Origin of the sequence: Streptomyces sp. NBC_01275, assembly GCF_026340655.1 — a bacterium.
GTDB lineage: Bacteria > Actinomycetota > Actinomycetes > Streptomycetales > Streptomycetaceae > Streptomyces.
On the sequence record NZ_JAPEOZ010000001.1, the window covers coordinates 9,499,471 to 9,523,437 of the forward strand.

A 23,967-nucleotide genomic window follows, 5' to 3' on the forward strand; every position below is an offset into this window, starting at 1 on the left:
CGGCGTCGAGGGCCTCCTACGTGATGCGGTCGTCGACGAAGACGATCGCGATGCGTTCCGGGTAGCGGGACGCGGAATCCGTCAGCAGTCGTGACGCGTTGCGGCTCAAGCTGTGCATCGTCGTTCTTCGGGATTTTCGGGCGGGTGGTCAGGGTCCAGTGGTGGGGATCTAGACGAAGGCCGGAGGCGGCACGAAGCCGTCCACTTCCCGGCCCAGCAGGGCGGCGAACTCGATGGTGGTGAGATCGCCCCCGCTCGGGCCCATGGCCTGCAGACCGATGGGCAGTCCGCTCCTGCCTCGGCGCACCGGGATGGTCGTCGCCGGCCCCCCGGAGACGTTGGCGACGGCGCTCCACTTGACCTGGTCCCAGTAAGGGCGTCGCACACCTTCGACTTCGAATGGCCGCCCGAACCAGTCGATCAGCTTGTTGTGGTGGGCGGGGGCGGCCGTCGGGGTGACCGGCATGAGAACAATGTCGAAGTCCTGGAAGAACTCGAACCATCGCTGCCGGATCTCATTGCGCACCATGTGGGCCTGCAGCCAGTGATAGTGGGACTGGAAGGTTCCGAGCAGGGCGGGACCGGCGTCACCCCGCGGGTGCTGGACGAACCGGGCCAGCACTGCGGCGCTGGAGGCAGGAGCGAGGCCGGTGCGGTCGCCCGCGCCGAAGAGCAGGGGCTGGAAGGCCTTCCCGTGATTCGTCGCGATGTCGACAGGGAGGCCGGCGGGCTGGACCGTGATCTTCGCGCCGGCCGCCCGCACCACAGTGACTGCATCGTCCACGGCTGCCGCGACGTCGCTGTCGACCGGACACGAGGGATCCTCGCTCCAGACGGCGACCCGGAAGTCGGCGAGCTTGGTCGCGCGCGGCGGTGCGAGTGTGTAGCTGAAACCGCCGTCGTAGTCGGCGGGCCCGACCGTTGCCCGCAGGATCGGGACGAGGTCACGGGCGTCGCGGACCTGCGCGCCGCCGCAGCCCATGTCGGCCTCGGTCCATCGTCCCGGGCCCGGGCCGTAGGGCACATGCCCGATGAGGGGTATCGACCGCCAGGTCGACTTGTGCCCGTACAGGCCGTTGAAGTGGGACGGGATCCTGGTCGATCCTCCGATTTCCGAGCCGAAGTCGAACGTCGTGAGGCCCGCGGCGGTGGCGACGGCGCCGCCCCCGGCGGATCCGCCCGAGGTACGGGTCGTGTCCCACGGGTTCGATGAAGGACCGAACACCGGGTTGTCGGCCTGGACGTCCTGGTTGCCCGGAGGCATGTTGCTCTTCCCCATGATCACGGCACCGGCCGAACGCAGCCGCTTGACCGCCTCGGCGTCCTGGTCGGGCACGTAGTCCTTGAGGTCTGTTCGCCCGCAGACGGTGCGCATCCCGGCTGTCTCGAAGCTGTCCTTGACCGTGATCGGCACACCGTGCAGAGGACCGAGGTCTCGCCCGGCCGCCCGCGCGGCGTCCGCTTCCCCGGCCTCGCGACGGGCCCGCTCGGGGTCAAGGGTCACCACCGCGTTCAACGCGGTGTTATGGGTGGCGATCCGCTCAAGATAGAGCTCGACGAGTTCCCGGCTCGAGATCTCACCCGCGGCCAGCGCGCGTGACTGCTCCACTGCGGGCTGGAAGGGGACGTCACTCACGGCATGCCTCATCTCTGACTCTGACGCACCATCAAATGTGAGTCATAACATTACATTCGACAGACCATAGGCTCGGGACGACGTGCAAGGCAATGGCCCTGCGGAATGAACGGAGGATCCTGTGGCATCAAGGGACGACCTCGTCGCCAACGTCGTCGCGGAGGAGCTACGCACGCAGGCGGCGCGGTACGGCACTCTGCTGCCCGGCTGCCCGGCTGCCCGGGACTCGAGGATCTCGTTCGCGGCTATCTGTCGCCCGAGCGCCGGGACCAGCGCGGCGGCGGATGTCCCTCCGCAGCCCTGCTCGACTAGACCGGCCGCTGCGAAGGCCTGGGTCGCTGCAGCTGTCCCGTGCCGCCTTCGACTCGAAGCTCGCCGCTGAGGTCCTCGAGAAGGGCATCGAGAAGGGCATCGAGAACGCCCTCGCGTTCATCGACTGAGCAGTGTGGGATCAGGCCGGATCGACGAATATGTCGAGCGCGAGATCACCTTCGAAGTCGGCAGGGCTGTAGACGGACAGGTCGGTGACGCCCTCGTCCGACAGGACCTCGTCGTCGATGAACAGGTTGGCGGTGCACTTCCGCGCGTCACGCGTGAGGATGGCGTACGCGGCGTCCGCCATGATCCGCGGACTACGGGCTTGTCCGGCGCCGCCGACCACGTTGCGCACGGCGGCTGTGTCGATCAGGGTCCGCGGCCACAGCGAGTTGGCGGCGATGCCGTCGGCGGCGAGCTCCTCGGCGAGCCCGATGGTGCACAGACTCATGCCGTACTTCGACAGCGTGTAACCGAGGTGCTTCCCCACCCAGTGCGGCGCGAGGTTCAACGGCGGGGAGAGCGTGAGGATGTGCGGGTTGCCCGCCTTGCGCAGGTGCGGGATAGCGGCCTTGCTCAGCAGGAACGTGCCGCGCGTGTTGATGTCCTGCATCAGGTCGTACCGCTTCGTCTCCAGCTGCTCCGACGGGGACAGGTCGATCGCGCTGGCGTTGTTCACCACGATGTCGATGCCACCGAAGGCGCTGACCGCCGCGTCGACAGCGGTGCGCACATCGTCCTCGTCGCGGACGTCACCGACGACGGCCAGCCCCTTGCCGCCCGCGCGCTCAATCTCGTCAACGGCGGTGTGGACCGTGCCTTCGAGCTTCGGATGCGGCACGGCGGTCTTGGCGAGCATCACCACGTTCGCACCGTCGCGGGCCGCGCGCAGAGCGATGGCGAGTCCGATGCCGCGGCTGCCTCCCGACATCAGGATGGTCTTGTCGGCCAGCGTCTGTGTCATGGTCGAACCTCCAAAATAGATTGTCGAACTAATGGTACGTGGTGCTAATGGTATCTTCCCCGTATGACTTCCACTCCCACACGCCAGATCGACCGGCTCTACCACGAGCTCCTCGCCCCCAAAGAGACCCAGTCCGTTCGCGCTGCCGTGCGCCGGATCGCAGAGCACGAAGTGGCTCCGCACGCCGTGGCGATCGCGGGGGGCGACGAGCGCACGGACGGCTTTCCCCGGCATGTGTTTGACGGGCTTGCGTCGGCGGGCGTCTTCCGGATCCCCTTCCCCAGCGAGGTCGGCGGCGACGGTCTGACCCACCCGGCGAGCGCCACCGCCGCGGCCGTCGAGGAACTGGCCTACTACTCCAGCAGCGTCGCGGCCGTCTTCGACGTGCACTGCATCCTGGCGGGCAACGCCCTGCGGCAGGGCACCGAGGAGCAGCAGCAGCGATGGCTGCGAAAGGTCGCGGAGGGCTCAGTGGTCGGCGCGTTCGCCACCACCGAGCCGAACGCCTCAAGTGACCTGTCCCCGCAGGCGGTTCAGACCGAAGCGATACGCACCGAGGCCGGCTGGGTGCTGAACGGCCACAAGCGGTGGATCTCCAACTCGCCCGTCGCCGGGTTCGTGGTGGTTCTCGCCCGCACCGGCACCCGGCTGAGCATGTTCATCGTCGACACGGCACTTCCCGGAGTGGAAGTCGGCCTTCCCGACCGCAAGATGGGCAACCGAGGCCAGCTCACCGCGGACATCCGCTTCACGGATGTGCACCTGACCGACGACGACCTCCTCGGTGGCGCCGAGGGACACGGACTGCGCCATGCGCTGTCCACTCTGACCTACGGCCGGATCGGCATCGCAGCCGCGGGGGTCGGCATGGCGCAGGCCGCCTTCGACCACACCGTGGCCCACGTGTCGACGCGACACGCCTTCGGCAAGCCGGTGGCCGCCAACCAGCACTGGCAGTTCCTGCTCGCCGAACGGGCCACCGAGATCGAGAACGCCCGCACCCTCTACACCAAGGCCGCCCTGCGCCTGGACGCGGGCAACCCGTCCCCGGAGCCCGAGGCCGCGATGGCGAAGTACTACGCCACCAAGCTGTCGGTGGACATGGCGCGCGACGCCGTCCAGGCCTTCGGAGGCCTCGGCTTCGCGCGCGAACTGGGTGCCGACGGCAGCCCCGGCCCCGTCGAGGCGATCTACCGGGACAGCAAGATCGGCGAGATCTATGAGGGCACCAACGAGATCCAGAAGTGGGTCATAGCCCGGCAGATCTTCGGTCGGGCCATCGTCGGCTGACCACCCAGGACGCACCGGCCGTAAGCCGGCGGAAGGTGGGGAATCCCGCCGGCCTGCAGCGGTCCTGGCGCCTCGGGCTTTCTCGTACGATGGACAGGACCATACGTACGACTAACCATGGGCGGGATAAACGATGTCCGAGGCTCCGCTGGTACCGGGGACAGTGGCCGAACACACCATCTGCCTGCTGGTCAAACTCGGGCAGGTGGCGTTCAGGATCGCCGAGGACGGCATCGGTGGGACCGGCCTGCGAGTGCGGCATTACAGCGTCCTGCAGGCTTTGGCGGACAACGGTGCCATGCCGCAACTGGCACTTGGCTCGTTCCTGCGCATCGACCCCGCGACGATGGTGACGAGTCTCGACGACCTGGAGCGCGCCGGATACGCGGAGCGGACACGAGATCCGCAGGATCGTCGTCGCTACGCCGTGGACATCACCGCCGAAGGGCGCAAGGTCCTGGCCCGCCTCAACCGCACGCTCGTCGATCTCGACGGCGAAATCCTTGCAGACCTGGGCACCACGGAACGACAGTCGCTTCACGTCCTGCTGGACAGTCTCGCGGGAAGTCCCGCTCTGACCTCCCTGTTCGACACCGTCCGGGAGCAGAACGGTGGGAAACGGGCTTAACGGCTCTAGGGGATCGCCCCGGGGTATAGCGCTATGCCCCGGTTCTGGCGAAGTCGGCTTGCCGGGCCGTATGCCATCCGGCGGTCTTCGGCTGCCTCGTTGTGGTGGGCAGGGGGCGCCCTGTTCGTAGGCCATGCGTCAATTGGGTCGAGCATGGGGCAACACCCGAGTCGCTGACCGTGATCGAGGTGCTCGTTCCCGGCAGGTTCGTCACCGCGTTCGCCGAGCGGTTTGTGTGGTGGTGCTCGGAGGGTTGGGCGACCGGGCTCCACGAAAAGTGCGCCGGTGGGCAGACTGAGTCTGGAGGGGCACGCGCTCGTCTCCGTTAGGGGGCGTCGTCTACAACGGCGTGCACTTCTCGCTCGCGGAATCTGAGGTGGTGGCCGCGACGCGTGGCGAAGGGCTCTCCGTCAGGTGAAGGCGCTCGGAGTGGAGTTCATGGTGGCCGGCCGCCAAGTCCCGGCTCGCCCGGACGACGTGGCCCACATCGGCCGCACGAGGCGCTACCTCGACGCCGTGGACCGGCAACTGAAGAGCTCCACCACAACGATGGAGTTCTTCGAGGGGATGACGAGTCTCCACCCCGAGTGCATCAACCCGGGCGTGCTGTGGTCGGGAGCCCTCACGCTTTTGTCCGGCGACTAGGTTCAGCAGTGCTGATACCCCAGTCCCTCACCTACTCGGCCAACCGTTCCTGCCCAGGAGGTCGAAGACGCGCGTTGTCCCTCTGCTTCGCCAACGATCGACATGATGGGGCTGTGACGGCTGGGTGGGATCTGCCACGGACCGCCACACGGCGCCGTCGCGCACCAGGCACACGAAGCGGGACGGAGAATGGCGTCGACGGCAGGGGCCGCCGGCGGCAGGATCCGCGGCTCAGGCCACAGGCACGGCGGGCTGGATGACGAGGGAGGCGTCACCACCCTGTACGACGTCTCGGATGCCGGCGGAGGCCTCGTGGGGCACTCCGAGCGGGAGGGCGCTGACGTCGGACAGGTGTGCGAACTGCTTCGAGGTGAGTTGGACGTCCAGCGCACCCAGGTAGTCGTCGAGTTGCGCGAGGTTGCGCGGGCCGATGATCGGGACGAACGAGGTGGACGCCTGGGCGGCGCGCTCACGGACCCAGGCCACCGCCACCTGGGCGGGCGTGGCGCCGGTCTCCTCGGCGACGGCCAGGACGGTGTCGACGACGGCGGTCTTCTGTTCGGTGCTCTCGGTGTGGATGACCGCCTTGAGGTCGGTCAGCCGGCCCTCGTTACTGCGGCGGTACTTGCCGGTGAGCAGTCCGCCGCCGAGCGGGGACCACAGGGCGGCGCCGAGTCCCAGGCTCTCGGCCATCGGCAGCAGCTCGCGGTCGGCGGTGCGCTCGACGAGGCTGTACTCGATCTGGACGCCCGCGACCGGCGCCCAGTTCTTCAGGTCCGAGAGGGTGGCGGCGCGGGAGACGCGCCATGCGGGGAAGTTGGACAGGGCGGCGTGGAGGATCTTGCCGGAGCTGACCAGGTCGTCCAGCCCGCGCAGGATCTCTTCCATGGGCGTGAGGTCGTCGGGGAAGTGGACCCAATACAGGTCGATGTAGTCGGTGCCGAGGCGCTTCAGGCTCGCCTCCAGTGAAGCGACCATGTTCTTGCGGCTGTTGCCCGTCCGGGAGATGCCGGGCTGTGGGCCGGCCCCGTTGGTGAACTTGGTGGCCAGGACGAAGTGGTCCCGGTCGGCGGCGACGAACTTCCCCACCAGTTCCTCCGACTCACCGAACTGGTAGCCGTCCGCGGTATCGAGAAACGTTCCGCCGGCCTCGGACCGAGAAGGGGCTCGCCGGACTCGACGAGCACCAAGTCCGCCGCTTCGTCTCCTGGACCCGCTGGGTCGCCCTCGCCATGCTCGCCCACGCCTTCCTCGCTGCCGTCCGCGCCGACGAACACGCCCGGCACCCCGCCCCGGAGGATCTGATCCCGCTCACCTGCAACGAGATCCAGCGCGTGTTCGTCGCCCTGGTCGTCCAACCCGTGCAGGACGTGGCCCACCGGCTCGGCTGGTCCGACTGGCGGCGACGTCATCAGGCCCGGTCCCGAGCCGGCCACTACCACCGGCAAGCCGCGAATCAGGCGATGTGCTGAGCACGCTGGTTGGCCGCTGAGCACCGCAGTTGGCCACTTCGGTGCTCAGCGGGCGAAGGCCATCTGTTCAGCCGAGGATCGCGGTGGCTTCGATCTCGACCAGGTGGTCGGGTACGTCGAGTGCCGCAACCCCCAGCAGGGTGGCCGGCGGGGCCGGGGTGGTTCCCAGCTTTGCGGCCGCCCGGAGATCCCTCCAGGAGCGGGGGGCATCTCGTCGGGAGTCCAGTCGACGACGTAGAAGGTCAGTTTTGCCACGTCGTCGAAGGAGCCGCCGGCCTCGGCCAGGGCGGTGCCGATGTTGAGGTAGCACTGCTCGACCTGCGCGGCGAGGTCGCCTTCGCCGACCGTGATCCCCTCGGCGTCCCAGGCGACCTGCCCGGCGATGAAGACCAGCCTCGACCCAGTTGCGATCGAGACCTGCCGGTAGACATCGATCTCGGGCAATCCGCTGGGGTTCACCAGGGTGATGGCCATGCCGTCCGCCTCCTTGTCCGGGCATCGTGGGCCCGTGCTCGTCACTCCAGGCCTCGTGGTCTCTTTTGGTTACTCAGAAACCGTAAGAGAGTGAGCCTTTCCCAACCTCAGCCTGAGGTGTTGAGGTGGAGGGTGAGGACGGCTTGGACGAGTGCGGTGATGCGGGTGGTGCTGCATCGGAGCTTGCGCAGAATTCGCCAGGTCTTGAGGGTGGCCACGGCCTGTTCGCCGAGTGCGCGGATTTGGGCGTGGGAGCTGTTGACGGCCTGCTGGCCTGCCGACAGCTTCTCCCATCGGCCGCGAAAGGGAACGCGCACTGTGCCGCCGGCGCCCTGGTAAGCCTTGTCTGCCCAGCAGGGGACGCCGGCGTCGGCCAGAGCGTCGATGATGCCGTGAATGCGGGCTGCGCGGATGTCGTGGACCGCGCCGGGCAACGCGGTTGAGGCCCACAGCAGACGCCCGAACGGATCGGCGATGACCTGCACGTTCATCCCGTGCTTCTTGTGTTTCCCGGAGTAATAGGGGCGGTCGGCTGCAATACGGTCGATGGGTAGCAGCGTCCCGTCGAGGATCACGAACGCCTTGCCCGAAACTGTCTGCATGGCAGTGGTGAGGTCGGGCGCGAGAGCGGCCAGGACATCGACGGCCTCAGCCACATACCGGCCAACCGTGGCGGAAGTACAGGGTCACGGTCAGGCGAACAGGTAGGTGATTTCGGGGTTCCTAGTTGGTGTGGTGAGGGCTGTTTGAGCTGGGGTGTTGGTGGTTCCCTGATAAAGGTTCTGGCGCTTGCGGCTGTGGTGATGGGGTGTCTGGCCTTTGGTTGTTCGGGGTTTGTTGATAAGGGACCCCTGGAAGACGGGTCGTGATGCGCGAAGCGGGGGAACGAAGTGATCTCGTTGAAGCTGTTGCGGTTGCCGCCGGTGGTGAGTGCCGCGAGCGGGATGCTGTGCGCCTCGGCGATCAGGATGTGCTTGATGCCAGCCTTGCTGCGGTCCACCGGGGACGGACCGATGGCCGGGCCGCCCTTCATCGCGGGGATGCTGGATACGAAGCAGAAGGAACTGGCCGACCCCTTCAAGAACACCGGCCATGCATGGGAGCCCAGACGCAAACTGGCGCGGGTCGACGCCCGCGACTTCCCCGACCGCGAACTGGGCAGAACGGTGCCCTACGGCATCGTCCTGGCTGTAGACCATTGCTCGATGAGCCGGACGGTGCGGTCCGGGTGTTCCTCGTGCAGGTAGTGGCCTGTGGCCGTCCAGTGGTCGACGCGGGATCCGGGTGTCCGCAGGGTGCCGCGTTCCCAGTCGGCCGCCTCGGCGGAGGACCATACCGTCAGGGCGGGGCAGGTGCGACGGCGCAGGTAGATCTCGCTGTGCGGACGGATGCCGACCGCGTCGGGGTCGGTGTACATGCCCGCGTAGGCCTGGGCGATGACATGGCCGGCGGTGCCGAGCATGGTGCGGATGTGCGCGGTGCGCAGACCGGGTGGGGCGGTGGGGGAGAAGGCGTCGGCCACCAGGGGAACCGCGGCTCGGGCGCCGTGCTCGCGGTACGCGGTCAGGCGGCGCGGGATCTCGTCGAGTTCGGCGCCGTGCGCGCCGTGCGCAGGGTCGAGGGCGATGACGGACTGTACGAGGTCAGGGTGGTGGACGGCGAGCAGGTTCACCACCTGGCCGCCCATGGAATGACCGACCGCGACGACGGGGCCGGTTCGCAGGTGGGTGATCAGTGCCATCAGGTCCCGGGCCATCGCCGCCGGGTTGTTGTCCTCGTCCGGGACGGGTGAGCGGCCGTGGCCGCGCAGGTCGGGGACGATCACGCGGTGTCCGGCGGCTAGGACCTCGGCGTGCCGCGACCATTCGCGGCCGTCGCCGCCCCAACCATGCACCAGCAGCAGGGTGTTGACGTCCGGTGCGTTGGCGGTACTCGGACCGAGGACGGTGTGGAAGAGGTCCAGTGTCTTGGTCATCCGGTCACCGTCTCGTACGTGGCGTAGCCGAAGTCGGCGTGCACGCTTGCCCCGTCGAGGTCCTGGACCCATAGGCCGAGCATCGCGCCGGTGAAGCCGAGGACGCGCAGTTGGCCGTCGTGGAACTCGTCGGCGGCTTCGTCCGACAGGACTGTGGCGTCGAGTTCGAGCGGGAGGGGCACGGTTCCGTCGCTGGTGTCGTAGGAGAAGCGAAGTACGGGGCCGTCGAGTTCGGCCCGCAGCACGACTGATGTGCCGGGGCGCAGGGGGACTTGGATCGGGTGGGCGGTGAGGGTGCCTTGTTCGCTGCTTAGGACGCGCAGGACAGGGCTACCGTCGTCGGCCGAAGTGACGTACAGATAGTGCCAGTTGCGGGTGTTGTAGTACGCGGTGACGCCCGCGAGGTGGTCCGGCGTGCGGGGGTCGAAGGTCACCCGGGTCTCGAACGAGCAGCGAGCGGACGTGACCCGGCGGGCGACCAGGCTCGGGGACCGGCGGCCGACCGGGGACTGGCCGCCCCGGATCCGCAGAGAACCGGGGCGTTCGGTGAGGCTGAGCCAGTCCTCCCCTGCGGGGCGGCGCAGCGTGGACCAGTCGGGGCCGAGCACGGGCGCGTCGAAACGGTCGGCCGCGGGCGGTGCCGGGAACGGGGCGGGCGTCAGGCCGGGGCCCGGGACGGTGATTGCGGGGATGCCGCCCGTGATGCGGGGCCAGCCGTCCTCGGTCCAGGTCACGGGCTGGAGGGCGGTCTCCCGGCCCAGGACGCAGCGACCGCGCTGGGTGTAGGGGCGGGCGGTGATGTGGGCCGCGTACCACTGACCGGACGGGGTCTCCACCAGCGAGCAGTGGCCGGCTTTCTGCAGCTCCAGCTTTGGGTCGTGGCGGGCGGTGAGCAGCGGCCCGGCCGGGTCCGGCTCGTACGGGCCGAAGACGTCGCGGGAGCGGGCGACGGCGGCACCGTGCTCGTAGCCGGTGCCGCCCTCGGCGTGCACGAGGTAGTACCAGCCGTTCCGGCGGTAGAGGTGCGGGCCCTCGGCGACGCCGGCGGCCGTGCCCACGGCGATCGTCCGGGGCCTCCCGAGGAGCTTGCGCGACGTACGGTCGTACTCCTGCAGCTCGATCCCGGCGAAGGACTCCTTCTCCGGCCGCCAGTCGAACCGCATGTTCAGCAGCCAGCTGCTGCCGTCGTCGTGGAACAGCGATACGTCGAAACCACGCCCATGCAGTGGTACCGGGTCGGACCACGGGCCCTCGATCGAGGGCGCCGTGGTCACGAAGTTCGGCAGGTCCTTCCAGCCTTCCGCATACGTGTGCACCACCGTGAAGACCAGGTGGAACAGCCCGTCCGCGTAGGACAGCCCCGGCGCCCAGATCCCGCCGGAGTCGGGGACCCCGGCCAGTTCGAGCAGCCGGCGGCTGTCCAGCGCGCCGCCCAGCGCACGCCAGTTGACCAGGTCCCGGGAGTGGTGGAGACGCACTCCCGGGTACCACTCGAAGGTCGACGTGGCGATGTAGTAGTCCTCGTCGCCGACCCGCAGGATCGCCGGGTCGGGCTCGAAGCCGCGCAGGACGGGATTGTGGATCATGTAGCGTCGTCCGATCAGAGGTCGGGGTCAGAGGGAGAACAGCAGGGTGCCGAAGCCGGGATGGTCGCACTGGAACGGCGCGCCCTCCGGCCGGAGGGCAGCCGCCACCTGTGCCGTGTACGGGGCGGACTTGCCGGCTCGCTTGACGTAGTGGTTGTACGCCATCTCGTAGATGGACCGGAAGGTGCCGCGCCCGGTCGTGGAGAGGGCCGCCCAGTGCCAGTTGCACCGTCCGAAGGTGGCGTCGTAGGCGACTGTGTTTCCGAGGTTGTACTTCGCCGTGTACTCGAAGCCCGACAGCAGCAGCGAGGTGGACGCCCCGTACATGTCGAGGCCCTGGATCCAGCCGGTCTGGCAGATCTCGGCGAGCGAGCCCAGGATCAGCTGGGTGTGCGCCTGGTCGCGGCCGGACTCGCAGCACTGGCCGGTGCCGGGCTGGATGAGTTTGGTCAGCCCGCAGCAGCTGTTGGTGTAGAACGCGTGGTACGCGTCGTTGAAGAGGGTGAGGTTGTTGCAGGCCACGGCGATCTGCAGCATGCCCTTGAGGCCCATCAGTCCGTAGCCGCCGTCACCGTAGATGTTGATGAGCGGCACGAAGATGTTCTCGAACATCGCGACGGTGGCCGCGAGTTCGGAGAGCGACCAGCTGCCCGACGGGCCGGTGTAGTGCATGATCTCGACGGCGGCGGCCAGTTTGGCGCCGTAGATTCCGGCGGCCAGCTCGGCGTCCGCGCCGTTGATGGTCTGGAGCGCGTCGGTCCAGGACTTGATGATCTCCAGCGCCTTGTAGGCGTGGGCGGTGTCGCCGGTGATGTACCACATGACGGCGTTCTGGTACGCGGCGTTGCAGTCATACCACAGGTCGATGTTGCCGTCTTCCGGGCTGGTGCCCCGGGTGACGGTCGCCCGGCCGCCCGCGACCACGTACGAGGACGACGAGAAGAAGTCGGCCGCGAAGGCGTTGTAGCCCTCGATCCAGGGTGAGGCTCCGGCGGCGACCTTGGTACGCATCCGGTTGAGGTCGGTGAGGCTGTGCAGCACGCCGGGGTGGGTCAGCGAGGTCAGGCCCGAGGTGACGGCGGCGGCACTCGTCGCCCCGGCCAGCCCTGCGGCGCCCGCGATCCCGGCCACGCCGGCGCCGATCGCGGTGAGTTTCAGCAGGCGGCGCCGGCTGGGCGGGGCGGAGGGGCCGTACGGGTCAGTGGGGGCCAGGAGTTCGGAGGTGAGCGGGGGCGGGAAACTCTGCGGCTCGTTCATGGGGTTCCTTGTCGACTCGACGCTGAGTGCGGTGAAGGGAACGGGACGAGGGGGAACGGGACAGGACGGCGGTCAGATCCGGCGGAGGACGAGCGTGCTGCGCGGGCCGACCTTGGGGCGGACGCCGGCGCCGACGGTCCTGCCGGTGGCCAGGTCACGGGCGGGGCCGAAGTCCTGGCGGGCGGGGAGGGTGAAGACCTTGTCGGTGCTGGTGTTCATGGCGATCAAGTAGTCGCCGTACTCGCAGTAGTAGAAGGGGGCCCTGCCGACGAGCATTGTCTCGACGCCGTCGAAGTGAACGCCGAGGGTCGGGTCCGGGACGTCGGCCGGGACGGGGGCGAGGTTGTAGACGTCGCCCTCCTGGGACTGGTGGAGGGTGTCGCCGGGCGGGGGAAAACCGCCGGGCGGGAGGCCGCCGGCGCCCGGGTCGTTGATGGCGTAGTCCCACAGGATCCAGTCGCGGGCGGTGAAGGTGTCGTCGGTAGTGCCCGCCGAGTGCTGGCGGATCGTCGCCGACCGCTGGTCGACGGGGGTGACGTGGTGGACGCGGGCGTAGTTGTTGACGCCCTGGCGGGCCCGCCAGTAAAGCGAGGCGAAGAGCACCTCCTGGCCGTGCTTGATCGCGACGGCGCCGTTCTCCTCGTCGGTGAAGACGAAGTCGGGGCTGTCCCAGCCGGTGGGCAGCCGGTTGGGGCGGGCGGCGAGCGTCTGGAAGTCGTCCCAGTCGCGGGAGACCAGGCGCAGTGCGTTGAGGCCGACCCGGGTCCAGTTGTAGGTGGCGATCAGCTGGAGCTGCGGGTAGAGCTGGCCGTCGTCCACCATCTCCTGGGTCCAACCGACGAGGTCGGGGTCCTTGAAGACGGCGGCGGACATCAGCGGGTGGGAGTCCCAGGCGGTACGGGAGGCGTAGGCGATCGCGCCGGGGTAGACCTCGTTGCGCCAGCCGATGACGGTCTCGGTGCGGGAGACCCGGGCGTTGTCGCCGTCCACGTCCACGACCCGGAAACGGCCGCGCGCCTTGACCATCTTGATCATCTGCTCGCGCAGCTCGGGGGCCTCCTGGCCGCTGTGGCCCCGGGTCACCGACTCGTACATCATGACCAGCCAGTCGGTGACCTCGCCGTAACTGCCGACGTAGCCCAGCTCGCGGGTCAGACCCGCCTCGGTGACCTGGTAGTAGTCGGCGCCCAGCGGCTTGGTTGGGTTGCCGTCCGCGTCCTCGGGGCCGAGGTAGGGCACCATGCCGATGGACTGGTAGAGGTAGTCGCGGGCCTTGGCCTCAGGCAGGGCGAGGTCCGGGTCGAGCAGCCCCAGGCCGCGGTTGGCCTGGTAGATGCCGATGGCGCAGATCTGGGCCTGGTTGGAGTAGTGCGGGAAGTGCTGCCGCCAGTAGTCGCGGCTGGTCTGCAGCATCGTCTTGTACGCCGCCCGGCGCACCGGCTGTTCCGCGGCTTCGGCGGCTGGGGCGATGAGGTCGATGTCGTCGAACCAGGCGCTGCCGGGGCCGGCCAGGCGCAGATGGAACTCGACCTGGGTGGCGCCGTCGGGGGTCGCGATGTCGAGGGAGACGTACTCCCAGTCATGGGTGCCGGTGGTGGAGTACTGCTTGTGGTCGCTCCCGACCAGGCTGCCGCTCGCGTTGTAGAACAGCGGGTCGATGTGGGCGCCGAGGCCGGTGACGCCGTCGGTCCTGATCCACGCGCCATAGGTGTAGGTGCCCGAACCGACCTGGATCCTGGGGGTGGCGTAGACGTAGCTGTAGCCGGCGGAAGCGGTCGCGGTGAGCTTGAGGGAGGCGGAGCCGGAGCGGGAGACGGTGGTGTCACGGGCCCAGGTGCCGCCACCACTGGTGGCCCAGCTGGGCTTGGCCCAGTGGTCGGGGGTGGCGCCGCCGCTCTCGAAGCCGGGATTGCGCAGTTCGGTGGGCTTGACGAGGGTGACGGAGTCGAACCAGGCGCTGCCGGGGCCGGTCAGGCGCAGGTGGAGCTCCATCTGGGTGGCGCCAGTCGGGGTCGCCAGGTCGACGGAGACGTACTCCCAGTCATGGGTGCCGGTGGTCGAGAACACCTTGTGGTCGCTGCCGACCAGAGTGCCGCTCGCGTCGAAGAACAGCGGGTCGATGTGCGCGCCCGCGCCGGTGACGCCGTCGGTCCTGATCCAGGCGCCGTACGTGTAGGTGCCGGAGCCGACCTTGGTCCTGGGGGTGGAGTAGACGTAGCTGTAACCGCCGGCGGCGGTGGCCGTGAGCTTGAGGGAGGCGGATCCGGTGCGCGAGACCGTGGTGTCGCGGGCCCAGGTGCCGCCACCGCCGGAGGCCCAGGTGGGCACGGCCCAGGAGGTGGGAGTGGTGCCGCCGTCCTCGAAGCCGGCGTTGGCTATCTCGTACGGGGAGCCGGTGACCTTTGCGTCGAGCCGGTCACCGAGGTGCTCCCAGAGCAGGTCCAGGCACAGCCCGACCCGGCCGAAGCCTTGCCACTGCTGGTCCGAGCCGGTGAGCACGGTCGCGTCGGACTGCCAGGCCATATAACGGCCGTCGATCGCCTGCAGCACACGCTCGACGGCGGCGTCCTGCTGATAGGCGGGGCTGCCGGACCACAGATAGCCCTCGGCGAGCGACTGCATCGCCCAGCCGTCCATAGCGGCGGGAGTGGCGGTGGTCAGGTAATTCGTCTGTTCCTTCTGGACCCGGGCCTTGACTGCATCAAGCACCTCCGCGCCGGTGGTACGCGCCACGGGCACCGGAGCCGCACCCTGGACCTCGCCGCGGGGCGGGGCGAAGCAGGGATCGGTGTGGGTGTAGAGGCGGTAGATGCCACGCGAGGGCGTGGTCTGGTTGCGGTACAGCTGCGCCTGGTTCTGGCCGTAGGACCAGATGCGGCCCATCGAGCGGATCTCCAGGCTCACTGTCTCCTTGCCCGCGGTGAGCTTCTCCGGCAGCGGCAGGGTGTGGAAGAAGAAGCGGCCCGGGGTGCGGGGCGAGGTGTCGAGGATGTCGAGGCTGTCGACCGCGCCCTCGTCCTGGTAGCCGATCTGAAGGCCCTCGCAGAAGAGCTGCAGCCGCCAGTTGTTGGAGCCGAAACCTGCCTCGGTGGCGGTGGAGTCGTGGTCGTCGCCCCAGAGCCGGACCGTCACGTAGGTGGTGCCGGTGGGGCTGACCTTGACGTCGAAGGTGAGCGTGCCGCCCCAGAACGAAGCCGTGTCGGTGGGGTTGAGCACCCGGGCGCTCTGGCCGAGACCGCCGGTGACGGTGTCGGAGAGCGTGGCGTCGAGGTTGTGTGCGGCCTCGGAGGCCGAGTCACCGAAGATAACGAGGTCAAGGGGCTCGCAGGCGGCTGCCGAGGCCGTTGATGCGGCAGCGGAGCCCGGTTCGACCGGCGTGACAGCGGCGGCGGGTGCGCTGCCCAGCCAGCCGAGGCCGACTGCGGCGCCGGTGGCGCCTGCGCACTTCAGAACCTCACGTCGTCGTGGGGCCGTGGACATGGCTGTGCCTCTCGTCGGGCTTTCGCGAAAGCTATTTGACGCTGCCGACCAGCACGCCGCTGCGCCAGTACTTCTGCAGGGCGAACATGAAGACGGCGAGCGGGATGATGGACAGCAGTGATCCGGTCAGGACCAGGGTGTTCATGTTGATGCCGGACTGGGACTGCTTCTCCCACGCGAACAGGCCGAGGGTGACGGGGAAGGAACGTTCGCCGTTGAGCATGAACAGGGGGAGGAAGAAGTTGTTCCAGATGCCGACGAAGTCGAGCATGAAGATGGTGATGGCCCCCGTGGTCATCAGCTTCAGCGAGATCGACCGGAAGATTCGCAGCTCGCCCGCGCCGTCGATGCGGGCGGCCTCCAGCAGTTCGGCCGGCACCGAGCTGTCGGCGTAGACCTTGCCGAGGTAGACGCCGAACGGGTTGACGAAGTACGGGATCAGCACCGACCAGACGGTGTTGGTGAGTCCGATCTGGGCGAAGAGCAGATACAGCGGCAGGGCCAGCAGGGTGCCGGGCAGTAGCGAGGCGCCCACGATCGTGCCGAAGATCGCGCCCCGGCCCCTGAAGTCGAACTTCGCCAGGCCGTAGCCGGCCGCCACCGAGATCAGCGTGGAGCCGAGCGCGCCGACGCCGGAGTAGAGGATCGAGTTGCCGATCCAGCGGGCGAACAGGTGGTCGTGGTAGACCCAGATGTCGTGGAGGTTGTCCGTGAAGTGGTTGGCGGAGAACCACAGGCCGAAGGTGGAGTAGAGGTCGCTCTGGTTCTTGGTGCTGGAGACCAGCAGGAACCAGGTCGGCGCCAGGGAGTACAGCACGAACAGGACCAGCAGACCGGTCGTGACGATCTTTGCCCGCAGGCTCGGGGCCATCGGGGACTTGATGGTGGTGGCGGTGCTCACTTGGCCCCCCGGTTCGTGAAGCGGAAGTACGCGAGGGCGAGCACGCCGGTGACCAGGGCCAGGATCAGCGACTGGGCGGCGGCGTACTGGTACTCGCCGGTCTGGAAGGCCTTGAAGTAGATGGTGAGCATCGGGGTGAAGTCGGTGTTGATCGACTCCGGTGCCACCTGGCGCAGGATCAGTGGTTCGCCGAAAAGCTGGAGCCGGGCGATGACCGAGAACATGCCGGTCAGGACCAGGATCCCGGTGATGTTGGGCACCTTGACCGACCAGGCGATCCGCCACTCCCCGGCGCCGTCCAGGTGCGCGGCCTCGTACATCTCGCGGGGCAGCGACTGGAGTGCGGCGGAGATCAGGATCATGTTGAACCCGATGCCCTGCCAGGTGAGTACGTTGCCCAGCGCCAGGTAGGTGGTGACGCCGCCGAAGAAGTTGAAGTCGGCGCCGGCCCTGCCCAGTACGTCGTGGATCGGGCTGCCGGTCGGGCTGTAGAGGAACAGCCAGATGAGTGTGGAGACCACGGTCGGGATGACGTAGGGGATCAGCAGCGCCGAGCGGAGGAACCGCACGGCGCGGGCGGCCACGCTGTCCAGGAGCAGGGCCATCAGCAGCGAGATGCCCAGCATCACCGGGATCTGCACGGCCCCCAGCAGCACCACCCGGACGATGCTCGACCAGAACGAGCCGTCGGAGAACGTGTCGGCGAAGTTGGCGAACCCGGTGAAGACCGTCCGGGTCGGGCCGAAGCCCAGGCCCGAGCTCTTCTTCTGGTACAGGCTCTGGTAGACGGCGTAGCCGATGGGGATGACGTACGTCGCCAGGAAGCCGGCCAGGAAGGGCAGGGTGAACAGCAGCCCTTTGTACGCTCCCCGCGCTCGTGCGGGTCGCGGGGCGGCCCGCTCGGTCACGGGGGCGGGGGGTGCGGCGCTGCTGCGTCGCAGGGCGGTGGACACGGATCTCTCCTACGGTCGGGTGCGCTGTTCGTCGAGCCGGCACCGGCGTCGCCGGGCGTCAGGCCCTGGCTCGGGGCGGTGGCGTCAGTTCGCGGCGGATGCGTTGATGCCCTTGCTCTTGAGGTCGGAGAGGGTCCACGACTGGAGGTGGGTGAGCATGTCCTTGACGGTCATCTGCTTCTTGACGACCTTGCCCCAGTCCTTCTGCATCTCCGCGAACATGTCGGCGTAGTCGGGGCCGTACTGCCACTGGTCACCCACCCGGGACGCGGCGGTGGTGATGATCTGGGCGCTGTCGGACTTCCCGTTGAACATCTCGGTCGGGATGATCTTGTCGACGTACGGGGTGACGTCCTTGAGCGCGGGGAACAGGCCGGACTTGGACTTGGGGTCGGTCAGCGTGGTGACCGACTCCTTGCTGCTGCTCAGCCAGGCCGCGAACTGGGCTGCGCGGTCCGGGTACTTGCAGCCCTTCAGTACGGCGGTGGTGTCGAAGAAGCTGGAGGTGCGGGGCGCGGCGGTGTCGAACAGCGGGGCGTCGGCGAGCTGCCACTTGCCCCTGGACTTGGGGAAGTTGGTGTCGTAGATCGGCAACTGCCAGGTGGAGGTGGTCATCAGGATGGTCTTGCCGAGGTCCCAGGTCTTGAAGACACCCGGGTCGGCGTAGGAGGCGTTGGATGCCAGGTTGTGGTCGATGAGCTGCTGGACCACGTCTCCGGCCTTGAGGGCCGCGGGGGTCGTGAAGCCGATCTTCCACTGGTCGCCGTCCACCTTGTACCAGGAGGCACCGGCCTGCCAGGACAGATCCACGAGGGTGCTCGGGTCTTCTCCGGCCATGTTGAAGATCTTGATGTTCTTGTTCTTCTTCTGGATCGCGATGCCGTCCGCGATCAACTCGTCCCAGGTGGCCGGGGCCTTGGTGATCCCGTACTTCTGGAACAGGTCCGCGCGGTACGCGGTGAACAGCGGGGACGAGCCCATCGGGATGCCATACGTGGTGCCGCCCGGGCTGACCGAGTTCCACGCGGCGGTCGTGTACGCGCTCTTGTACGAGGCGGCCGTCTTGCTGATGTCGGTGAGCAGGCCGTCGGCGGCGAACGTCGCCAGGTCCTGCCCGTCCATCTTGGACAGACACGGTGCGGTGCCTGCCTTCACCGCCGCGCGCAGCTTCTGGTAGACGGTGTCGCCGGCCTCCTGCGAGAACTCCACCTGTGTGTCGGGGTGGGTCTTGTTCCAGGTCTTGACCTGAGCCTCGATCCCCTCGGTCCAGCTCCAGAACTGCAGCTTGACCTTGCCCTTGGTGCTCTGCTGGGCCCCGGCGTCCGCGTCGCCGCCGCTGGAGCAGGCGGCGAGAACAAGACAGAGGGAAGCGGCCGCGGCCGACGAGACGAAGGTTCTGGCACGGAAGGTGGTCATCGGTCCTCCACAGGGGACAGGACGGCGCGTGCGGTGTGGGGGCCGGGCGGCGCGGTGGTCAGCGAGGCAGGGGACGAGATGCCCTGCCCGTGAATGGGAAGTAACCGTTTGCTGGGTGGACCGTAAGTCGCGAGTGACTGGATCCACAAGAGGCGAGGCCGGATTGTTTCGTCGAACTTTCAAACGAGTTACCTTGCGTACGCTCTGATCTGCACCGACGTGAAGGTGGGCGGCTTTAGGGGGTGGCTCCCGATGCGTTGCCGCGACCTCCGCCGAAGCCATTGACCTGCGGCCGGATTCGTCTCTAGCGTGGAATACGTTTACTGAAACCGGTCACTTCCCGCCTCGAAGCAGGAGCCCCATGCCCAGCTCACAACTGCCCTCGGCCGTGTTCGCGATGAACCCGGTGCACCTGCCCGAGCTCTTTCCGCCTCACCTGATGGCACGCCTGGGGGAACTGGTACGGATCGACTCCGCGCTCGTCGTCCAGGACTTCACCGACCCGGCCGTGCAGGCGGCGTTGGCCGAGACCGAGGTGTTGATCACCGGATGGGGCTGCCCGCACATCGGCGCCGAGGCGCTGGCCGCCGCTCCCCGGCTGCGTACCGTGCTGCACGCGGCGGGCAGTGTGCGCAGTCTCGTCGGGGACGAGGTGTGGCAACGCGGGGTCGCCGTCTCCAGCGCGGTGGAGGCCAACGCACTGCCGGTGGCGGAGTACACCCTCGCCGCGATCCTGCTCTCCGGCAAGGATGCCTTCGGCCTGCGCGAACGCTTCCAGGCGGAGCGCGTCTACCCGGCTGCCACCGACCATGCGGGCATGGGTAATCTCGGTCGGCGCATCGGGGTGATCGGCGCTTCGCGGGTCGGCCGCCGGGTGCTTGAGCTCCTGCGCCCCTTCGACTTCTCGGTCGCGCTCTACGACCCGTACGTGGACGAGAGCGAGGCGGTCGCCCTCGGCGTCGTACACCTGGGCCTGGAGGAGTTGCTGCGCACCAGCGACATCGTCAGCCTGCACGCTCCCGACATCCCGCAGACCTACCGGATGCTCGACCGCGACCGGCTGGCGCTGATCAGGGACGGCGGCGTACTGATCAACACCTCGCGAGGCGCCCTGATCGATCCCGAGGCGCTCACCGACGAGCTGGCCAGCGGGAGGATCAGCGCCGTACTCGACGTCACCGAACCGGAGCCACTGCCCGCAGAGTCCCCGCTGTACCGACTGCCCAACGTCTTCCTCACCCCGCACATCGCCGGATCGCTCGGCAACGAACTGGAACGACTCGGCCGTACGGTCGTCGACGAACTCGCCCGCCTTGCCTCCGGTCTCCAGCTTGCCCACGAGGTCCGCCGGGCCGATCTCGTGATCAGCGCCTGAGCCACCCTGTCCGGCGTACCGGGCTCTGGCCCAACTCCCTCCTCCATCGCACAAGTCGACCCCTCGGTGAACTCACGTTCGCCGAGGGGGCGCAGGCATGTTCGTGGCACGCGCGACTCAGGCCGGTACGTCCAGGTCGGGGCCGAAGGACAGCAGCACCGCCGACTGCTCGGCGGGGAGGTGGACTCGTAGACTCCGCTCCCGGTCGTCCCAGTCGTACGTCGGTCGCGGCCCCGCCTCGAACACCACACGCGGCCGGCTGCAGGCGTCGGCCCACGGCAGTCGCACAGTCACGTTCTCGGGCGCTCCTTCCCGGCGCCACAGGGCCAGCAGCGTCCTGTCGCCCGGTTCGCCGGTGTCTTCCGTGGTCAGTGCCAAGGCGATCCAGCCGTCACGCCAGCCGGGCAGGCCGAGAGGCCAGCGCGGCCAGGTGCCCGCGAGCAGGAAGCGGTAGGACTTGTACGCGTCCACGGCCCGGCGCACCAGGGCCGCCTGCCCCGGCGTCAGGAGATCGGGACGGCCGCTGAGGTGGATGCGGCCGAGCATCGCCGAGACCATCACCATCCCGAGTTCGGCATCACTGTGTTCCGGCAGCGGGTACGCCCAGATCGCGCCCTGCTCCGGGGTGACAGCGGTGGGTGCCGCGGCGGCGATGGCGGGCAGGAGACGGAAGTCCTGCTGGTCGGTGACAGAGTGGATCGGCAGCCGGGACAGTACGGCGTGGTCGGTGCGGCTGCCTCCAGCCGCGCAGCTCTCCAGAACCAGGTCGGGATGCCGGTCGAGGACGTCGTCGAGCCAGTTCAGGTAGGCGCGGTTGTGGCCGAGCAGCCCGTCACCAGGGCTGTCGGTACCCGTTGGCCCGTCGGTGCCCGCGCCGATGTCGATGTTGTAGTCGAGCTTGAGGTAGCCGATCCCGTAGTCGTGCACCAGGCGGTCCACGACCGCGTCGAGATGAGCCCGCGCCGCCGGATGGCGCACGTCGAGCTGGTGGCGGCCCCACTCCACCAGGCGGACGCCGTCCCGCCGGAAGAAAGCCTCGTCGGGCAAGGCGGAGGCGACCGGGCTGCGTACGCCCACGACCTCCGGTTCGAGCCACAGCCCAGGGACCATCCCGGCGTCACGGATGTGGTCCAGCACCTCGTTCAGCCCGCCGGGGAAACGCGAGGCCGACTCCCTCCACTCGCCGACCGCGTCCCACCAACCAGGCACCCCGCCCGGACCGACGGCACCGGGCGGCTCGGCGTCGTACCAGCCGGCGTCGATGCAGAAGTACTCGGCACCGGCGGCCGCGGCCGCGTCCACCAGTGGGAGCAGGGCCTTGGTGCTGGGCTCGCCCATCAGGCTGTTCATGAAGTCGTTGAAGACCACGGGAAGGCCCTGGTGGTCGGGGTGCGGCCGCCGGGTGGCGCGGCGGTGCCGGGTCATGGCGGTGAGCGCGGCCTCCAGGCCTCCCACGGGGACGAAGGCGGCCGAGGCGGGCACGGTACGGAAGGACTCGCCGGGGGCGAGAACGTGTCGCCACTGGTGCTCGCGGTCGGTCGGCCCGGACAGGGCCAGATACACGTCGTCGAAGCGATCGGCGACCTCGGCGTGCCAGGACCCGTTGTGCTCGATCTGCCACAACAGCGCCCGGCCGGTCCGGGTCTCCTCCAGGCAGCCCATCGGCAGGTGTTCGGAGGAGGACCAAGAGCCGGTACTGGTCACAGCGATCCGGTTCTTGGAACCGGTCTGGCCGAAGGACACCATGCCCACGTCATTGAGCCCGCGCTCGGCGAGAGCGGCCCTGGACCAGCGATATTCGCCGCTCCACGGATTGGCCGCCAGCCACAGGGCCAAACCGTCCTCCCAGCGTTCGCCGTCCCCGAGGTGGCGGGCGAGGTTGGAGTACGCGAAGGAGGAGACGTACTCCAAGGTGACCGGATGGTCGCCGGCATTCTCCAGGTGCGCCTCGGTACGGAGAACCGGGATGCCCTCGCGCAGCGCGCAGACTGCGGTGACACGCAGGCCGGTGGCCTCGTCGGTCATCCGTACGCTAAGAGTACGTACGTCACCGCCGCTGTGCCGCTCGTGGACCTCTTCGTGGTCGGTGTAGCGCAGGGCGAGCGATGCTGCTCCGTCCACATGGCGCTTGCCCGAGGTGCCGAGACGCCCGCTCCCCGCGGTCTGGATCTCGACCAGCGGAAGGGCGCGGTGCATGAGCAGGGCGCACAGTTCGGGTTCATGCGCTGGATCGGGCAGCGCGGCCGCGTCGCCCGCTGCCAGCAGCCGTACCGGACCGGCTGTATCGAGGGACAGGATCAGGGACAGCTCGTCGGTTCCCCAGCGCAGGTGGGTGACGGACACAGTGGCAACTCCGGAGACGTCAGTAAACGATTACTGTTCGGAGACGGTAGTTTGCGCACCAGCCGACCACAAGTGGCATCACTTGCAGTAACGTCGAGCCGTGACGGACAACGGAAGCAGTGCTCCAACGAGCTCTGGACCCAGGCAACCCCGCAGGCGCCGACGCGGCAGTGGCCCGAGCGACGGGCCCAGCACGATTCGTGATGTCGCCGTGAAGGCGGGCGTCTCAGTAGCAACCGTTTCCCGAGCACTCGCCGGGAACTATCCGGTCTCCGAGGCCACTCGCGCCCGGGTCATGGCGGCGGTCGAGTCCCTGCACTATGTGGTGAACGTCCACGCCAAAGCCCTCTCCGGCGGAGTCGCGGGCCCCATCGCCATGGTTCTGCAGGACATCACCGGACCCTCCCTGGCCCACGTCGCGGCAGGGGTGGAGCAGGAGGCGGCAGAACGCGGCAGGCTCAGTCTGGTCTGCGTCACCCACAACGACCGGCACCGGGAGGACGACCTGGTGCAGCTCATGCGCGAGCAGCACGCGGCCGCGGTGGTCCTCGTCGGAGGAGCGGTGATCGACGACGCTTATCACGAGCGCATGGCGGAGTACGCCAAGGCGTTGGACGCGGCCGGCTCCCGCCTGGTGCTGTGCGGCCGACCGCCATTGACGTCCAGCCTGCCGGTGACGGTGGTGGACTACGACAACCGCGGAGGCGCCTTCCAAGCCGTCGACCACCTCCTCGGCATGGGACACCGGCGCGTCCTGTTCCTGGGCGGCGATCCCCTCATGAGCAGCGCCGAACAGCGCCGGACCGGATACCGCCAGGCTCTGCGGGCGCACGACGTGCCCTACACCGAGGAACTGGACGTCTCCGGGGCGTACACCCGGGTTTCCGGCTATCAGCGGACCCGGGCCGCGCTGGAGCAGGGGCTGGATTTCACGGCGATCTTCGCCGGCACCGACATGGTTGCCGTGGGCGCTCTGGCCGCGCTGCGTGAGGCGGGTCTGTCCGTGCCCGCCGACGTGTCCCTGGTCGGTTTCGACGACGTGCCGTTCGCCACCGATCTGACCCCCGCGCTCACCACCGTTCGGGTGCCCTACGAAGAGCTCGGACGCACCGCGGTCCGCCTGGCGCTGGAGCGGGAGAAGTCTCTCGCCGACGACCACGTCGTGCTGAGTACGCAACTGGTGATCCGGCAGTCGGCGCGGCCGCCAGGGGCGCGTCCCGTCGACCGAGCACGTCGGTCTTCATGAGACTCCGGCGG

General features: G+C 68.5%; 18 protein-coding genes and 4 pseudogenes. 8 read left to right on the forward strand and 14 right to left on the reverse strand.

From position 1 onward, the window contains the following. Positions 1–169: 169 nt before the first annotated feature. Complete coding sequence (locus OG562_RS41720; protein WP_266407399.1) at positions 170–1,636, reverse strand: amidase; 1,467 nt, start codon at positions 1,634–1,636, stop codon at positions 170–172. A gap of 284 nt (positions 1,637–1,920) precedes the next feature. On the opposite strand from OG562_RS41720, the gene OG562_RS41725 reads away from it, so the two are divergent. Continuing rightward, the gene (locus OG562_RS41725) at positions 1,921–2,076 is read left to right on the forward strand and encodes a hypothetical protein (protein ID WP_266407401.1); all 156 of its coding nucleotides are present in this window, start codon (positions 1,921–1,923) and stop codon (positions 2,074–2,076) included. A gap of 11 nt (positions 2,077–2,087) precedes the next feature. Here OG562_RS41725 and OG562_RS41730 read toward each other — a convergent pair whose 3' ends face one another. Continuing rightward, the gene (locus tag OG562_RS41730; protein WP_266407403.1) at positions 2,088–2,915 is read right to left on the reverse strand and encodes an NAD(P)-dependent oxidoreductase; all 828 of its coding nucleotides are present in this window, start codon (positions 2,913–2,915) and stop codon (positions 2,088–2,090) included. A gap of 63 nt (positions 2,916–2,978) precedes the next feature. On the opposite strand from OG562_RS41730, the gene OG562_RS41735 reads away from it, so the two are divergent. The 3 genes from OG562_RS41735 to OG562_RS41745 all read left to right on the forward strand — a co-directional run bounded on the left by OG562_RS41735 (position 2,979) and on the right by OG562_RS41745 (position 5,478). Continuing rightward, entirely contained in the window at positions 2,979–4,205 is a 1,227-nt protein-coding gene (locus OG562_RS41735) for an acyl-CoA dehydrogenase family protein (RefSeq protein WP_266407405.1), read from the forward strand. A 133-nt stretch (positions 4,206–4,338) separates the two neighbouring features. Further along, positions 4,339–4,833, forward strand: a complete 495-nt coding sequence (locus OG562_RS41740) for a MarR family winged helix-turn-helix transcriptional regulator (protein WP_051185546.1) — start codon at positions 4,339–4,341, stop codon at positions 4,831–4,833. A 414-nt stretch (positions 4,834–5,247) separates the two neighbouring features. After that, entirely contained in the window at positions 5,248–5,478 is a 231-nt protein-coding gene (locus OG562_RS41745; protein ID WP_266407407.1) for a hypothetical protein, read from the forward strand. 231 nt (positions 5,479–5,709) lie between these two features. Here the strand turns inward: OG562_RS41745 and OG562_RS41750 are convergent, their stop codons facing one another. Further along, positions 5,710–6,570 carry an aldo/keto reductase gene (locus tag OG562_RS41750; protein ID WP_266409812.1) on the reverse strand — a complete coding sequence of 287 codons (861 nt, stop codon included), beginning with the start codon at positions 6,568–6,570 and terminating at the stop codon, positions 5,710–5,712. 59 nt (positions 6,571–6,629) lie between these two features. Between OG562_RS41750 and OG562_RS41755 the strand changes: the two are divergent. Then, positions 6,630–6,950 (forward strand): annotated as a pseudogene (locus OG562_RS41755) (IS701 family transposase); the annotation flags it as partial. A gap of 67 nt (positions 6,951–7,017) precedes the next feature. Here the strand turns inward: OG562_RS41755 and OG562_RS41760 are convergent. The 3 pseudogenes from OG562_RS41760 to OG562_RS41770 form a co-directional block, all read right to left on the reverse strand. Continuing rightward, positions 7,018–7,424: pseudogene (locus OG562_RS41760) on the reverse strand (RidA family protein). A gap of 107 nt (positions 7,425–7,531) precedes the next feature. Next, a pseudogene (locus OG562_RS41765) lies at positions 7,532–8,098 on the reverse strand (transposase family protein); the annotation flags it as partial. Between the two features lie 215 nt (positions 8,099–8,313). Beyond that, a pseudogene (locus OG562_RS41770) lies at positions 8,314–8,436 on the reverse strand (IS5/IS1182 family transposase); the annotation flags it as partial. 28 nt (positions 8,437–8,464) lie between these two features. On the opposite strand from OG562_RS41770, the gene OG562_RS46295 reads away from it, so the two are divergent. Next, positions 8,465–8,671 carry a hypothetical protein gene (locus OG562_RS46295; RefSeq protein WP_353962842.1) on the forward strand — a complete coding sequence of 69 codons (207 nt, stop codon included), beginning with the start codon at positions 8,465–8,467 and terminating at the stop codon, positions 8,669–8,671. On the opposite strand, the gene OG562_RS41775 is transcribed toward OG562_RS46295, so the two are convergent. The 7 genes from OG562_RS41775 to OG562_RS41805 all read right to left on the reverse strand — a co-directional run bounded on the left by OG562_RS41775 (position 8,596) and on the right by OG562_RS41805 (position 18,992). Beyond that, entirely contained in the window at positions 8,596–9,399 is an 804-nt protein-coding gene (locus OG562_RS41775; protein ID WP_266407408.1) for an alpha/beta fold hydrolase, read from the reverse strand. The two genes, OG562_RS46295 and OG562_RS41775, sit on opposite strands and share 76 nt — an antisense overlap. Continuing rightward, complete coding sequence (locus OG562_RS41780) at positions 9,396–10,985, reverse strand: glycoside hydrolase family 43 protein (RefSeq protein WP_266407410.1); 1,590 nt, start codon at positions 10,983–10,985, stop codon at positions 9,396–9,398. The genes OG562_RS41775 and OG562_RS41780 overlap by 4 nt, the downstream gene beginning before the upstream one ends. 27 nt (positions 10,986–11,012) lie before the next feature. Then, entirely contained in the window at positions 11,013–12,242 is a 1,230-nt protein-coding gene (locus OG562_RS41785; protein WP_266407411.1) for a hypothetical protein, read from the reverse strand. 72 nt (positions 12,243–12,314) lie between these two features. Next, positions 12,315–15,722: a Tat pathway signal sequence domain protein gene (locus OG562_RS41790; protein ID WP_266407413.1), complete on the reverse strand. Its 3,408-nt coding sequence runs from the start codon at positions 15,720–15,722 to the stop codon at positions 12,315–12,317. A gap of 31 nt (positions 15,723–15,753) precedes the next feature. Further along, a complete protein-coding gene (locus OG562_RS41795) occupies positions 15,754–16,593 on the reverse strand; it encodes a carbohydrate ABC transporter permease (protein WP_266409813.1) in 840 nt (279 codons plus the stop codon). 26 nt (positions 16,594–16,619) lie between these two features. Further along, positions 16,620–17,576 carry a carbohydrate ABC transporter permease gene (locus OG562_RS41800; RefSeq protein WP_266407414.1) on the reverse strand — a complete coding sequence of 319 codons (957 nt, stop codon included), beginning with the start codon at positions 17,574–17,576 and terminating at the stop codon, positions 16,620–16,622. A gap of 84 nt (positions 17,577–17,660) precedes the next feature. Then, a complete protein-coding gene (locus OG562_RS41805) occupies positions 17,661–18,992 on the reverse strand; it encodes an ABC transporter substrate-binding protein (RefSeq protein WP_266407415.1) in 1,332 nt (443 codons plus the stop codon). Between the two features lie 361 nt (positions 18,993–19,353). Here OG562_RS41805 and OG562_RS41810 point away from each other — a divergent pair, with 361 nt between their 5' ends. Continuing rightward, a complete protein-coding gene (locus OG562_RS41810) occupies positions 19,354–20,367 on the forward strand; it encodes a hydroxyacid dehydrogenase (protein ID WP_266407416.1) in 1,014 nt (337 codons plus the stop codon). Between the two features lie 117 nt (positions 20,368–20,484). Here the strand turns inward: OG562_RS41810 and OG562_RS41815 are convergent, their stop codons facing one another. Further along, the gene (locus tag OG562_RS41815) at positions 20,485–22,710 is read right to left on the reverse strand and encodes a glycoside hydrolase family 36 protein (RefSeq protein ID WP_266407417.1); all 2,226 of its coding nucleotides are present in this window, start codon (positions 22,708–22,710) and stop codon (positions 20,485–20,487) included. Positions 22,711–22,810: 100 nt separating this feature from the next. Here OG562_RS41815 and OG562_RS41820 point away from each other — a divergent pair, with 100 nt between their 5' ends. Then, positions 22,811–23,956: a LacI family DNA-binding transcriptional regulator gene (locus OG562_RS41820; RefSeq protein ID WP_266407418.1), complete on the forward strand. Its 1,146-nt coding sequence runs from the start codon at positions 22,811–22,813 to the stop codon at positions 23,954–23,956. Positions 23,957–23,967: the final 11 nt, after the last annotated feature.